The sequence below is a fragment of the Pseudomonas sp. LB3P25 genome, assembly GCF_054897985.1.
Genome location: NZ_CM142711.1, coordinates 6,348,129 through 6,361,512 on the forward strand (window position 1 = coordinate 6,348,129; position 13,384 = coordinate 6,361,512).

12 protein-coding genes are annotated in these 13,384 nt (G+C 60.8%); 5 read left to right on the forward strand and 7 right to left on the reverse strand.

Going from position 1 to position 13,384, the window contains the following annotated elements; genetic code table 11:
- Positions 1-11: 11 nt before the first annotated feature.
- The 3 genes from ACYZTW_RS29260 to ACYZTW_RS29270 form a co-directional block, all read right to left on the reverse strand.
- Complete coding sequence (locus tag ACYZTW_RS29260; protein WP_462002813.1) at positions 12-827, reverse strand: sugar phosphate isomerase/epimerase family protein; 816 nt, start codon at positions 825-827, stop codon at positions 12-14.
- A 2-nt stretch (positions 828-829) separates the two neighbouring features.
- Positions 830-1,885, reverse strand: a complete 1,056-nt coding sequence (locus ACYZTW_RS29265; RefSeq protein ID WP_462002814.1) for a Gfo/Idh/MocA family protein — start codon at positions 1,883-1,885, stop codon at positions 830-832.
- Between the two features lie 212 nt (positions 1,886-2,097).
- Complete coding sequence (locus ACYZTW_RS29270; RefSeq protein WP_462002815.1) at positions 2,098-2,874, reverse strand: IclR family transcriptional regulator; 777 nt, start codon at positions 2,872-2,874, stop codon at positions 2,098-2,100.
- A gap of 177 nt (positions 2,875-3,051) precedes the next feature.
- Here ACYZTW_RS29270 and ACYZTW_RS29275 point away from each other — a divergent pair, with 177 nt between their 5' ends.
- The 3 genes from ACYZTW_RS29275 (at position 3,052) to ACYZTW_RS29285 (ending at position 7,043) form a co-directional block, all read left to right on the forward strand.
- Positions 3,052-4,800 (forward strand): FAD-dependent oxidoreductase, encoded by a 1,749-nt coding sequence (locus ACYZTW_RS29275; RefSeq protein ID WP_462002816.1) that lies wholly within the window; start codon positions 3,052-3,054, stop codon positions 4,798-4,800.
- 395 nt (positions 4,801-5,195) lie between these two features.
- Complete coding sequence (gene ypfJ, locus ACYZTW_RS29280) at positions 5,196-6,083, forward strand: KPN_02809 family neutral zinc metallopeptidase (protein ID WP_462002817.1); 888 nt, start codon at positions 5,196-5,198, stop codon at positions 6,081-6,083.
- Positions 6,084-7,043 (forward strand): alpha/beta fold hydrolase, encoded by a 960-nt coding sequence (locus tag ACYZTW_RS29285; RefSeq protein WP_462002818.1) that lies wholly within the window; start codon positions 6,084-6,086, stop codon positions 7,041-7,043.
- 96 nt (positions 7,044-7,139) lie between these two features.
- On the opposite strand, the gene ACYZTW_RS29290 is transcribed toward ACYZTW_RS29285, so the two are convergent.
- The 3 genes from ACYZTW_RS29290 to ACYZTW_RS29300 form a co-directional block, all read right to left on the reverse strand.
- Entirely contained in the window at positions 7,140-7,733 is a 594-nt protein-coding gene (locus ACYZTW_RS29290; protein ID WP_462002819.1) for an HAD family hydrolase, read from the reverse strand.
- Positions 7,730-8,599, reverse strand: a complete 870-nt coding sequence (gene tesB, locus ACYZTW_RS29295) for an acyl-CoA thioesterase II (RefSeq protein ID WP_462002820.1) — start codon at positions 8,597-8,599, stop codon at positions 7,730-7,732. Before tesB ends, ACYZTW_RS29290 begins: the two co-directional genes overlap by 4 nt.
- Positions 8,600-8,702: 103 nt before the next feature.
- On the reverse strand, positions 8,703-9,272 hold the full coding sequence (locus ACYZTW_RS29300; RefSeq protein ID WP_462005862.1) for a GNAT family N-acetyltransferase: 570 nt from the start codon (positions 9,270-9,272) through the stop codon (positions 8,703-8,705).
- An 84-nt stretch (positions 9,273-9,356) separates the two neighbouring features.
- Here ACYZTW_RS29300 and ACYZTW_RS29305 point away from each other — a divergent pair, with 84 nt between their 5' ends.
- Together ACYZTW_RS29305 and ACYZTW_RS29310 are read left to right on the forward strand one after the other, a co-directional pair.
- Positions 9,357-10,277: a histone deacetylase family protein gene (locus ACYZTW_RS29305; protein WP_462002821.1), complete on the forward strand. Its 921-nt coding sequence runs from the start codon at positions 9,357-9,359 to the stop codon at positions 10,275-10,277.
- A 279-nt stretch (positions 10,278-10,556) separates the two neighbouring features.
- Entirely contained in the window at positions 10,557-11,798 is a 1,242-nt protein-coding gene (locus ACYZTW_RS29310) for a TIGR03862 family flavoprotein (protein ID WP_462002822.1), read from the forward strand.
- Positions 11,799-12,036: 238 nt separating this feature from the next.
- On the opposite strand, the gene ACYZTW_RS29315 is transcribed toward ACYZTW_RS29310, so the two are convergent.
- On the reverse strand, positions 12,037-13,371 hold the full coding sequence (locus ACYZTW_RS29315) for a DEAD/DEAH box helicase (protein ID WP_414910653.1): 1,335 nt from the start codon (positions 13,369-13,371) through the stop codon (positions 12,037-12,039).
- Positions 13,372-13,384: the final 13 nt, after the last annotated feature.

Genomic DNA, 13,384 nt, shown 5'->3' on the forward strand with positions numbered 1-13,384 from the left:
CGCAGCACCGCTTACAGCCGCGCCAACAATTCACGGGTTTTACTCAACGCCATCCGCGCCCGCTGCAACCCGCTCACACCCTGTTCAAGCAACTTCACGGTGGGGATCTCCAGGCTCAACGGAATATCAGCCGGTAAACAGTGCAACAACCCCGCCAGATCACAATCGCCATCGCCCGGAAAACGCCGCTCGTTACGGGCCTGGCGCAGAATTTCCGCCATGTCCGTCGGCCGTGGCCCGGCGACGTCGCACAGCTGGGCATACCGTAACCGTGACGGGGCAACTCTGGCCAGATCTTCCAGCCGCGAAGCCGATCGGTCGAAATGAAACGCGTCCACCAACATCGCACCGTTTTCACGCCCCGCGTTTTCAACGATGCGCACCGCCTGTTCGAGATTGCGCGCATCCGTCCACGGCATGAACTCCAGGTGCGGATGAAGCCCGTAAGGTGCTGCCAGATCACAGAGTCGAGCGAAGTTATCGGTGAGCCGCTGTTCGTCAGAATCGTTACCGGCCACCAGCAATTCACTGGCACCGAATTCGGCACCGACCGCCAGAATCTTCTCGAAATCGGCGACGACGGTTTCGGGTTTAAGACGCAGGATTTCGACATCCAACACACGAATGCCGGTATCGCGCAGTCGCGCCAATGTCCTGCGCCGTAACCCGACATCGGCGACCAGCGCAAAGTGGTGTTCTTCAGGCGTCGCAGGCTCCAACCGTAATCCGACATGACTGTAACCGGCCTGTACCGCCACTTCGACCATCTCCGGTGGTGACAATTCCAGCACCGTCAGGCTGGCCAGGGAAAAGATCCGTTCGTTCATGTTCATCCCTCGATCAAGGTCGGTGCGCAGGCACGGCCGGTTTCGGCGGCCTCGCGTATCGCTTCAATCAGCGCCAACGTGCGGGCGGCATCGGCGACGCTCACCAACGGCTCGACTTCCCGACGCGCCACGCGCACGAAATGCTGCAACTGCAAACGCAGCGCTTCATCGGCGCTGAAGTTTTCCTGCACCGCCAGCAACGGTTGGTGCCATCCCCCATCAGTGTCGGCGTAATGCCAACGCTTAAGCTGCGGAATGCTCAACGCACCACCGGTCCCGGCCAGCAGATAACACGGCTGATCGGCCTGACGTGGGTACACCGGGTTCTCGCCGGAATCCAGCTCCCAGCTCCAGGGCGCCGCGACCGCATCCGAACCGGTCAAACTACCCAGCGCGCCACTGTCGAATTGCAGCAACACCGCCGCGCAATCTTCGTTGGCAAACCCGCGCACCGCATTGCTGGTGATCGCCTGAACCTGCCGCACTTCGCCACACAAATGCCGGAGCAGATCGAGGTCGTGAATCAGGTTGGTCAGCAACATTCCGGCGCCGGGTTCACGGCGCCAGGGCGTCTCGAAATAGCTGTCGGGTTTGCGCAACTGCCAGAGCGCGGTCACCGTCGTCAGCCGGCCCAACGCGCCGCTTTGCACCAGTTCATGGGCGCGGACGATCAGCGGATTGTGCCGGCGATGATGACCGACCAGGACAGGAACGCCCGTGGCTTTCGAAGCGGCGACCAGCTCGCGGACTTCATCCATGTGCACGCCCACCGGTTTTTCCAGCAGGACTGGCACGCCGACAGCGAGGCAATCGAGTGCAGTGCTGACGTGCAGCGTGTTCGGGTTGGCGACGATCACCGCGTCTGGCTTGACCTGCTCCAACATCTGACGGTGATCAGCGAAATACACCACGCCCCATTCCGCCGCAAGGCCCACTGCTTGCGGACCCGGATCGGCCACTGCGCACAAGGTCGCTTCCGTCAGGGATTGCAGATGCCGGTAATGCTGCTGGCCCATGTTGCCAGCCCCGATCAGGGCAATACGAAGGGGTGAACTCATCGTGCGGTCCTCTTGTGATTATTGTCGGAAGGGCGAATTCCAATAATTTAGAACCTGGTTCCAGATTCTCACACAAGCAAACCGCAAAAGTGTGCGAACAGCGCACGGCTTCTGTAGGAGCAAAGCTTGCTCACGATGCAGACACCGCGGTGTCTCAGAAAGACCGCGTCATCGTTCATCGCGAGCAAGCTCTGCTCCTACAGGGGAAGCGATCAGCTGAACAACTCAGACGCCAAACTGGCCGCCGACAGCTCCTCGGTAAACGTCAACAACAGCGGCGCCAACTCATGCAGTCGCGCTCCCGGCATCCGTGCGCTGGGCCCGGCGATGCTCAGCACACCGATGACTCGACCATCACTCGGATGCCGCACCACCGCAGCAATCGCCGAGGTGCCCACCGCCGAACTTTCCTCGACCCAGGCATAACCCTGCTCCCGCGCCAGGCGCAAGCGTTCCAGCAGTTCGATGTTGGAACGTGGTGCATTCGGCCCGAGGTCCTTCGGCCGCTCGCCACCCTGCCGCTCTACCAGTGATAGCGCCTCGGCATCGCTCATACACGCCAGCCACGCATGCCCCGACGCGGTGTAAAACAAGGGCGCATCGCGGCCCATGTCCGGGTCGTAACGCAGGCCGGAACGGGCGCCCTGGGATTTGGCGATCCAGATCTGCCGCTCACCTTCAATCACCCCAAGACGCACCAGCTCGCCGGTTTCCTGGGCGAGGCGATCAAGCACCGGCTGAACAATATCCGCGCCGCTGCCCGACAGGTAACGGAAACCCATGGCGACCAGTTTGGTCGACAGGTGATACCGCAGGTTCTCCGGATTCTGTCGCACGTAACCCAGTCGAATCAGCTCGGCGAGCAACCGGTGAGTCGCGCTTTTGGGAATATCCAGTTGCTCTGCCAGCGTCTGCATCGGCAGGCCTCGAGGGTCACTGGTGAGGCTTTCAAGCACGCTGAAAACACGTTCGATCTGACTGCCGGCCATGGGAGGTTCCACACAAAATTTGTCCGATTCTAGAAGACAACTGACCGAATGCGAAATCTGGAACCCACTGTCCGATAACCGCCCGCTTTACCCGTTGAACGGTTGCCGAGCTCGATTACGCTCCTATATTTTCTGGAATCAAATTCTAAAAAATACAAACCGCTGGAGCTTCAGACGATGCCTGCCGAATCAAATAATCTTCCGGATATCGATTGCGACGTGCTCATCGTCGGCTCCGGTGCGGCCGGGCTATCGACTGCAGTCACCGCGGCGTGGCATGGCTTGAAAGTCATCGTGGTCGAAAAAGATCCGGTGTTCGGCGGCGCCACGGCGTGGTCCGGTGGCTGGGCCTGGGTGCCGTGCAACCCCTTGGCCCGGCGCGCAGGGATCGTCGAAGACGTTGAACAACCGCGCACTTACCTGAAACACGAATTGGGCGAGCATTACGAGCCGGCCATGATTGATGCTTTCCTCGAAGCCGGGCCACGGATGGTGGCATTCTTCGAGCAGCACACCTCACTGCAATTCGCCGACGGCAACGCCATTGCCGACATTCATGGCGACACGCCAGGTGCTGGCACCGGTGGACGTTCGGTCATCGCAGCGCCTTATGACGGACGAAAAGTCGGCAGGCTGCTCAAGCGTCTTCGCAAAACCCTGCAGGAAACTTCGTTCATGGGCATGCCGATCATGGCAGGTACGGACCTCTCGGCCTTTCTCAACCTGACGCGCTCGCTGTCGGCGGCCTGGCACGTGACCCGGCGCTTTTCGCGGCACCTGTTCGACCTCGCTGTTTATGGTCGGGCGATGCAGCTGGTCAACGGCGTCGCGCTGGTGGCTCGGCTGGCAAAATCCGCCGAAGACCTCGGCGTATTGCTCTGGGAGTCGGCACCCGTTACCGAGCTGCTGCGCGAAAACGATCAGGTCCGAGGCGCGGTGGTCAGCACCGCCAAAGGCAAAGTCCGCATCCGTACGCGCAAGGCCGTGGTGCTGGCGGCCGGCGGTTTTGCCAATGACATTGAGCGGCGCAAGGCGTTGTTTCCTCGCACACCTACCGGCAATGAACACCTGGCTCTGCCGCCCCTCGGCGTAGCCGGGGATGGCTTGCGACTGGGTGAAAGCGCTGGCGCAAGGGTGAACACCGATCTGGCGTCGCCCGTCGCCTGGGCACCGGTTTCGCAAGTGCCGCACAAGGACGGCAGCATCGGCCACTTCCCGCACATCATCGAGCGCGGCAAACCGGGGATCATCGGCGTGTTGAGCAACGGCCAGCGCTTCGTCAACGAAGCCAACGGCTACTACGACTATGTGACCGCCATGGTCGCCGCCACCCCGGAGGGCGAAGCAGTCGCCTCCTGGCTGGTCTGCACCCATGGCTTTCAGCGGCGTTATGGCCTGGGTATCTCTCGGCCGTTTCCGGTGCCATTGTCATCCTTTATCCACAGCGGCTATCTGAAAACCGGCCCCACGATCGAGGAATTGGCCGAGGCCTGCGGCATCGACCCGAACGGTTTGCGCAGCACTGTGTCCGAATACAACCGGCACGCGCGTAACGGTGAAGACCCGCTGTTCGGTCGCGGTTCGACGCCTTACAACCGCAAACAGGGCGATGCGTTGCAGCAACCCAACCCTTGCGTCGCACCGATCGAACAAAGCCCGTTCTATGCCGTGAAGGTCCAGCCCGGCTGCTTCGGCACCTTCGCCGGCCTCAAGGTCAATGAACATGCTCAGGTTCTCGGCGAATCGGGCGAGGCCATCACCGGGCTGTACGCAGCGGGTGGTGACACGGCCAGCATCATGGGCGGGCACTACCCCGCCGGCGGCATCAATCTTGGCCCGGCGCTGACCTTCGGCTACATCGCCGCGCGCCATATCGCAGGTATTACCGCTTACGAACGGGAGATCGACTATGTCGCGCATCGTTAATGCACAGGGTTTGAACATGCCCAAACTCGGCCTCGGTACCTGGCCGATGCGGTACGCCGCTGTCAGCGCTCGACGGGAATCTGGATAACGAAGACCGAACGCTGATCGCCGGTTTGTCCAAGCGCGAGCGCCAGGTCAATCTGGACTTTGCGCCGGTGTGGGATGCGTTCGACCAGTATTTCCCTCGAAGCAGGCGGTCGCCTGCTCGATAAAAACCCATCGCCTGAAGGAATTAGATGGGTTGTCCGTGTTCAATACGAGTCTGGAGGATTCCTGGCCACCCACCACAGGTTGCCGGGAAGGCTGCTGTGCGCAACAAAAGATGGACGACCGGACTGGCGCCGCTCCCACTCAGCAGCAACACTCATCCCCACGGACAATCAGAGGGTTCCCACATGCTATGGAAAAAAGGCCGACGCAGCGACAACGTGGTCGATGCCCGTGGTGATGATTCTGGCGGCGGTGGGATGCGCTTCGGTGGCGGCAAGGGCCTGAGCCTGATGGCGATTATCTTGATCGTCGGGATCGGCTGGATCACCGGCCAGGACCCGCTGCAAATCCTCGGGCAACTGACCGGGCAGATGAGCGAGCAATCGGCACCGGCGCCGACTCAAACCCGCAAGGCCCCGCCGGCCAATGATGAAGGGGCCGAGTTCGTGCGCTCGATCCTCGGTGATACTGAAGACACTTGGGGTCAGATTTTCCAGCAGGCGGGTCGTCAATATAAAGCCCCGACCCTGGTGCTGTTCAGCAACCGTATCAATTCGGCCTGTGGTCTGGCGACATCGGCGACCGGCCCGTTCTATTGCCCGGCGGACCAGAAGGTCTACCTGGACATGAGTTTCTTCCAGGAAATGTCCCAACGCTTTGCCGCTGCTGGCGACTTCGCTCAGGCCTACGTGATCGCTCACGAAGTCGGACACCATGTGCAGACCTTGCTCGGTGTTTCGGCGAAAATTCAGACCGCCCGCCAACAGGGCCGGCAGATGGAAGGCGACGGCGGTTTGCTGGTGCGCCAGGAACTTCAGGCCGATTGCCTGGCCGGGGTCTGGGCCAACAATGCACAGAAACGTCTGAACTGGCTGGAACCCGGTGACATCGAAGAAGCCCTGAACGCCGCCAATGCCATTGGCGATGACCGTTTGCAGCAGCAAGGTCAGGGGCGCGTGGTCCCGGATTCGTTTACTCATGGTACGTCGGCGCAAAGGGTGCGCTGGTTCAAAACCGGATTCGCGCAAGGCCAGGTCGGCCAGTGCGATACCTTTGCAGCGAAAAACCTATAAATGAATAAGTGGCTGTTAGCTCTACTGATCACCTGCGCAAGCGCCCAGGCTGCCGAGCATGCGGTCAAGGAGGTCAGCCCCGGACGCCTGCTGCTGACTTCAGGTGAAATTGCGGTGGGCATTGGTCCGGCGCCGAAGAAAATCGAACGCGTGCTGATCATCATCCATGGTCGATTGCGCAATGCCGACACCTATCGCCAGAGCGCCGAGCGTGCGGCCGAGCAGGCCGGGCAAAGTGCGAGCACCTTGGTGATCGCCCCGCAATTTCTCAATGACACCGACGTCGCGGCCCATCCCGTGGCAGACAGCGTATTGCGCTGGCAGGGTAATGACTGGATGGCGGGCGGTTTATCCACCGCTCCGTTTTCCATGAGCTCCTACGCGGCGCTCGACGAAATCATCGCCAGAATCGGCGATCACCGACAGTTTCCGGACGTGAGGCAAATTGTCATTGCCGGTCACTCCGGCGGCGCTCAGGTGGTGCAGCGATACGCGTTGCTGGGCCACGATCAGCCAGCGCTCAAGGCGGCCGACATACAGGTGCGTTACGTCATCGCCAATCCGTCTTCTTATGCGTACCTCGATGAGCGACGGCCGGCGGCGTTCAGACACGCCAGTTGCCCGAATTTCAATCGCTGGAAGTACGGGCTGAAGGATTTACCCGCCTATGCCGGAGGGCAAACAGCCAAGCAGCTGGAGGACAACTACGTCAAACGCGATGTCGTTTATCTACTCGGGCAGCAGGACATCGACCCGAAGCAGCCGGCGCTGGATAAAAGCTGTGAGGCCCAAGCTCAGGGGGCCAATCGATTGGCTCGCGGGCGCAATTATTTTGTTTCTCTGAAGCGGCTGCATCCTCAAGGTTTGAATCAGCAGCTGATTGAAGTGCCTGGGGTCGGGCATGATGGGGATGGGATGTTTAACTCGCCGCAGGGGCAGAAGGCGTTGTTCGGTCAGTAAGTGTTGTGGTGTTTGATCTGATGCCTTCGCGAGCAGGCTCGCTCCCACATTTGACCGCATTCCATTGTGGGAGCGAGCCTGCTCGCGAAGAGGCCCTCAAGCCGACAACATTTCCCGCAACACCACACAATCCGCCGCATGCCAGTCCGCCAACTCAGGCCAGGGATTATCCGGCAGGTTCACCAACACCGTCCGCGTCCCCGCCGCCCGACCGCAATCCAGATCAAAGCGGTAATCACCGACCATCACCATCTCACTGGCCGGTACATTCCAGGCCTGGGCCAACTTCAGCAAACCACCGGGATGCGGTTTTGGCGGAGCTTCATCACGGCCCAGCACATCCTCCACCGCAAAGCAGTCGGCCAGGCCGATCGCCTCCAGCGTGACATGCGCCAGTTCGCGAGCATTGCGCGTAAGAATGCCCAGGCGATAACCGCGCCCGGCGAGCTCACGCACCAGCTCTACCGCGCCCGGTGCCGCTTTCGAACCGAGCGCCAGATCTCGTTCGTGCTCCAGCAACCACGCATGTTTGGCGGCGGCTTCATCGGCCGGCAGCGCGGCGAGGTGGGTCAGGATGTCGTCTTCGGCAGGAATCGCCAACGCCACGCGGATCGCCGCGAAGTCATGCACGGCCACCGTCAGGGTGCCGTCCATGTCGAACACCCAGTGCCGCACCTCGGCCAGGCTCATGCCCAATCCTTGCGGTGGCGAATCAGGCCTTCCTGCGTGACCGAGGCCACCAGTTGCCCGGCGCGGTTGAACACGCTGCCGCGCGAGAAACCACGGGAATTGCCGGCCCACGGGCTGTCCATCGCGTACAGCAACCAGTCATCGGCGCGCAGATCGGCGTGGAACCACAGTGCGTGATCGAGGCTGGCGACCTGCATGTCTTTCTGCCAAACCGATTTGCCATGGGGCTGCATCGACGTGGTCAGCAGACCGAAATCCGAGGCGTAGGCCAGCAGGTATTTATGCAGTGCCGGAGTATCGGCCAAGGCACCGTCGGCGCGAAACCAGACGTATTTGATCGGATCGGACGGTTGCGGGTTGTAGGGGTCTTTCTCGGTGATCGGTCGGAACTCGATCGGTTTCGGGCACAGCAGCTTTTCACGCATGTGCTCGGGAATCAGGTGCGCACGCTGCTGAGCAAGTTCCAGCTCTGACGGCAGGTTTTCCGGGCCGACTACGGTTGGCATCTCGGACTGATGCTGAAAGCCTTCTTCGTCGTACTGGAACGACGCACTGCAGGTGAAAATCGGGTTGCCCTTCTGGATCGCCGTCACTCGACGCGTACTGAAACTGCCACCGTCGCGCACCCGATCAACCTGATAAACCACGGGCAGCGCGGAATCGCCGGGACGCAGGAAATAACCGTGCATCGAATGCACATGGCGCGCCTCTTCGACCGTCTGACTGGCCGCCGACAGGGACTGACCGATCACCTGACCGCCGAACAACTGACGAAAACCCAGGTCCTGGCTGCGGCCACGGAACAGGTTTTCTTCGATCGGTTCCAGGGTCAGCAGGTCAACCAGATCATCCAACACTTGGCTCATTCAGACTCTCCTCACACAACGCATGCCGCGCAGTCTTGGCTGCGACGGTCGATTCAATTTCTGGCCAGGGCCCATGGGAGCCATTGTAAACGTCCGCGCCGGCTTATCCATGCAAGGTTTGCAGCCATTGTTCACGGGTGATGCGGTACAGCGCATGGTGACGCAGGGGGTGATCGGCCGCGAGCATCGGGTGGTCGAAATCATCGGCTGAATCATGGTGCATGCCGATTGCCTGCATGACTTTCTGCGACGGCATGTTGGTTTCGCTGGTGAAGGACACGACTTCTTTCAGCGCCAACCGGTCAAACCCGCAGCGCAGAGCGGTCCACGCCGCTTCACTGGCGTAGCCGAGGCCCCAGTGCTCGCGGGCCAGGCGCCAGCCGATTTCGGTGGCCGGGGTGAAAGGCGCGTCGAAGCAAACCACGGCGAGCCCGGTAAACCCGATAAATGCCCCGGTGTCCTTGCGCTCCAGCGCCCAGAGACCGAAGCCATGCTCGGCAAAGTGGCCACGAATCCGTCCGATCAGCGAGGCACTTTCCAGACGACTTAAAGGCGCCGGAAAATATCGCATCACCTGTGGATCGGCGCACATCGCCGCAAACTCCGGCAAATCCTCATCGCGCCACTGCCGCAACAGCAGTCGTGCGCTCTGGAGTTCCAGTATTGGTTCCATCATCTCCCCCTTCCCATGCCGCAAGTCTACAACGCTGGTAGGATCCGTCCTTCATTCCTACAGGCTTTCTTAGATAAACCCGTCATGCCCCTGCCCCTGATCTACCACGAAGACTACAGTCCCGAGTTCCCGGCGGATCACCGCTTCCCCATGGACAAGTTTCGCCTGCTGCGCGATCACTTGGTGGATAGCGGACTGACTCGCGACGCCGACCTCCTGCGCCCCGACCTCTGCCCACCAGAGATTCTCGCGCTCGCACATGACCCTGCGTATATCGAACGCTACATGAGCGGCGAGTTGTCCCGCGAAGACCAGCGGCGACTCGGTCTGCCGTGGAGCGAAGCCTTGGCCCGGCGCACGGTGCGAGCGGTCGGTGGCTCGCTGCTGGCAGCCGAGCAGGCGCTGGAACATGGTTTGGCCTGTCACTTGGCCGGCGGCACCCATCACGCGCATTACGACCATCCCGCCGGGTTCTGCATCTTCAATGACCTGGCCGTGATCAGCCATTTCCTGCTGGAAAGCGGTCGGGTGAATCGGGTGCTGATCTTCGACTGCGATGTGCACCAGGGCGACGGGACTGCACGGATCCTGCACAACACCCCGGACGCTGTGACCGTTTCCCTGCACTGCGAGAAGAACTTTCCTGCACGCAAAGCCGAAAGTGACTGGGACATTCCACTGCCCAAGGGGATGGGCGATGCCGACTACCTGAAGGTGGTGGACGATGCGCTCAATTATTTGCTGCCGCTCTACCAACCTGACCTGGTGTTGTACGACGCCGGCGTCGATGTGCATAAAGATGACGCGCTCGGCTACCTGAAACTGACAGACGAAGGCGTCGCCGCTCGCGATGAAAGCGTGATGCGTCATTGCCTGGGCCGGGATATTCCGGTGGTCGGGGTGATCGGCGGCGGCTACAGCAAGGACCGCAAGGCGTTGGCGCGCCGTCATGGAATCCTGCATCACAGTGCGCAACGGGTCTGGCAGTCATCAGGTTGTCATTGAGGTGTGAGTCTTTACCCACAATGCCTGTGGAACTGCCTGTGGATAACCTGAGTGAAAGGTCCTACAGGCCATGAGGGGCGCAGGTTACAACTCGGCGGTTGTTTTTTAACCACCTTCAAAAACACCAATGTTCCCTGTGGGAGCGAGCCTGCTCGCGATAGCGATTTAACAATCAACATTGATGTCGACTGACCCACCGCTTTCGCGAGCAGGCTCGCTCCCACAGGGGACTGGGCTGGTAGAATGCCCGGCTTATTCCGCCAACCCGCAGCGCACTCCATGACTCAGCCTTCGACCACTTCCTCTTCTCATGTCGCCATCATCGGCGGCGGCCCCGCCGGTTTGATGGCGGCCGAAGTGTTGAGCCAGGCCGGGATCAAGGTTGATCTGTACGACGGTATGCCTTCGGTGGGACGAAAATTCCTGCTGGCCGGTGTGGGTGGCATGAACATCACCCATTCCGAAGCCTACCCGGCGTTTCTCTCACGCTACGCCGAACGCGCGCCGCAGATTGCGCCGCTGTTGCGGTCATTTTGCGCTGATGCGCTGTGCCAATGGATTCATGACCTGGGCATCGAAACCTTTGTCGGCAGTTCCGGCCGAGTCTTTCCTACAGACATGAAAGCCGCCCCCCTATTGCGAGCCTGGCTCAAACGTCTGCGTGACAGCGGCGTCGTTATCCACACCCGTCACCGCTGGCTCGGCTGGGACGACAGCGGTGGATTGCGCATCGACAGCCCCGAGGGCGAAAAAACCGTCAAGCCTGACGCAACCTTGCTGGCCCTCGGCGGCGGCAGCTGGTCGCGACTCGGCTCGGACGGCGCCTGGATGCTGCCACTGGAGCAACGCGGCGTAGGACTAGCACCGCTGCAACCGAGCAATTGCGGCTTCGAGGTGCAGGCCTGGAGCGAGTTGATGGTCAGCAAATTCGCAGGCGCACCGCTGAAAAACATCGCCATCGGCCTCAATGACGACGTGCCGCGGCTCGGCGAATGTGTGATTACGGCCACAGGGATTGAAGGAAGTCTGGTGTACGCCCTGTCGGCACCCATCCGCGAAGCCATCAACCTGCACGGCTCGGCAACCCTTCATCTCGACCTGTTACCGGGTAGACCTGTGGATAAAGTGCAGGCTGCGCTGAGCAAACCACGTGGGTCACGCTCCATGGCTAAACACCTGCACAGTCAGCTTGGGATTGATGGAGTAAAAGCGGCGTTGCTGCGGGAACTGACGCCGGCCGAATGTTTTGCCGATGTGGCGCTGCTGGCCAAAGCGATCAAAGCGCTACCACTGACGCTGGTTAAAACCCGCCCACTGGACGAGGCCATCAGCAGTGCGGGTGGCGTGATGTTCGAAGCGATGGATGAGCGTTTGATGCTCAAGCAACTGCCTGGTGTGTTCTGCGCAGGGGAAATGCTGGATTGGGAAGCGCCGACGGGGGGCTATCTGCTGACCGCGTGTTTCGCCAGTGGGCGCACGGCGGGACTGGGGATGGTGGAGTGGTTGAAGCGAGGGGCGTGATTTGTTGGCCACACGTACTTCTACAGCCTTCGAGATCCACCCCTCACCCTAACCCTCTCCCCAAAGGGGCGAGGGGACTGACCGAGATGTACTTTCAAGCTACATCGACCTGAAAGTTCGAGTCGAACTCAGGTTCTGAAAGGCCCCCAATCTGCTCCCTTTCCCCCTCTCCCCTTTGGGGCGGTCCGACGTTTCGGGAGGGCTGGGGTGAGGGGTGGTTCTAGAACCGATCACACCATCAAGGCTTACGCTTACGCGGCCCGGTATTAAACACCGGCACCTTCCGCACTGGCTTGATCGAAGGCTCCGGCGCTGACGCATCACCGCTCTCAACCCACTTGCCCAGATTGCGTTTACCGCCACTTGAAGTCTTCGGCTTCTTCGGTTTTTTCGGCTTCTTGACCACCTGACCGCTGGCATCGGTATCCGGCACCCGGTGCTCAGGCTCGAAGTCATGTTCCATCTGGCGAGGCAATGTCTGACGGGTCAACGTCTCGATGGCCGACAGCAGGTTCACTTCATCGGCGCAGACCAGCGAAATAGCCTGCCCGGTTGCACCCGCGCGACCGGTACGACCGATCCGGTGGATATAGTCCTCAGCCACGATCGGCAGGTCGAAGTTGACCACCAATGGCAAATCTTCGATATCCAGACCACGGGCCGCAACGTCGGTGGCCACAAGAATCTGCACTTCACTGGCCTTGAAACGGTCCAGCGCACGCTGACGGGTTGCCTGCGGTTTGTCGCCGTGGATGCCGTCAGCATTGATGCCCAGGCCCTGAAGTTTTTCCACCAGCGCGTCCACGCCGTTGCGGGTCTTGGCGAACACCAGCACCTGCTTCCACTTACCCTTGCGCAGCAAATGGATGAACAATTCCGGCTTGCGCTTCTTGTCCACCGTCACCACCCATTGCTTGACGGTGTTGGCAGCCACGTTGCGCGGGCTGACTTCAATGCTCAACGGATCGTTGAGCATTTGCCCGGCCAGGGTGCGGATCGCGTCAGAGAAGGTCGCGGAGAACAGCAGCGTCTGACGTTTCTTCGGCAGGGCCTTGTAAATGTTCCCCAGCTCTTCGGAAAAGCCCAGATCGAGCATGCGATCGGCTTCGTCCAGCACCAGGGTTTGCAGCTGGTTGAACTTGAGCGCGTTCTGCCGGAACAGGTCGAGCAAACGGCCAGGTGTTGCCACCAACAGGTCAACGCCTTTGCGCAGCTTCATCATTTGCGGGTTGATGCTGACGCCGCCGTACACCGCGTAAGTGCTCAACGGCAGATTCTCGGCGTACTGACGCACGGCTTCGTGAACCTGCTCAGCCAGTTCGCGGGTCGGCACCAGGATCAGTGCGCGCACCGAGTTGGCGGTGACTTTCGGCCCTTCCATGGCCAGCAATTGCAGCAGCGGCAGCGCGAAACCGGCGGTCTTGCCGGTGCCGGTCTGGGCGGCGGCCATCAGGTCGCGACCGGCCAGCACCGCCGGAATGGCTTGCGCCTGAACCGGCGTCGGGGTCTGGTAGCCGAGCGTCTCAAGAGAGCGCAGCAAGGGTTCGATCAGGCCAAGGGTGGCGAAAGTCATGGGATTACCGTAG

Coding starts and splice junctions, on each gene's coding strand:
- ACYZTW_RS29315 (WP_414910653.1), bottom strand. CDS start 13,371: ATGACTTTCGCCACCCTTGGCCTGATCGAACCCTTGCTGCGCTCTCTT.
- tesB (WP_462002820.1), bottom strand. CDS start 8,599: ATGAGCCAAGTGTTGGATGATCTGGTTGACCTGCTGACCCTGGAACCG.
- ACYZTW_RS29285 (WP_462002818.1), top strand. CDS start 6,084: ATGAATAAGTGGCTGTTAGCTCTACTGATCACCTGCGCAAGCGCCCAG.
- ACYZTW_RS29270 (WP_462002815.1), bottom strand. CDS start 2,874: ATGGCCGGCAGTCAGATCGAACGTGTTTTCAGCGTGCTTGAAAGCCTC.
- ACYZTW_RS29305 (WP_462002821.1), top strand. CDS start 9,357: ATGCCCCTGCCCCTGATCTACCACGAAGACTACAGTCCCGAGTTCCCG.
- ypfJ (WP_462002817.1), top strand. CDS start 5,196: ATGCTATGGAAAAAAGGCCGACGCAGCGACAACGTGGTCGATGCCCGT.
- ACYZTW_RS29260 (WP_462002813.1), bottom strand. CDS start 827: ATGAACGAACGGATCTTTTCCCTGGCCAGCCTGACGGTGCTGGAATTG.
- ACYZTW_RS29300 (WP_462005862.1), bottom strand. CDS start 9,272: ATGGAACCAATACTGGAACTCCAGAGCGCACGACTGCTGTTGCGGCAG.
- ACYZTW_RS29275 (WP_462002816.1), top strand. CDS start 3,052: ATGCCTGCCGAATCAAATAATCTTCCGGATATCGATTGCGACGTGCTC.
- ACYZTW_RS29290 (WP_462002819.1), bottom strand. CDS start 7,733: ATGAGCCTGGCCGAGGTGCGGCACTGGGTGTTCGACATGGACGGCACC.
- ACYZTW_RS29310 (WP_462002822.1), top strand. CDS start 10,557: ATGACTCAGCCTTCGACCACTTCCTCTTCTCATGTCGCCATCATCGGC.
- ACYZTW_RS29265 (WP_462002814.1), bottom strand. CDS start 1,885: ATGAGTTCACCCCTTCGTATTGCCCTGATCGGGGCTGGCAACATGGGC.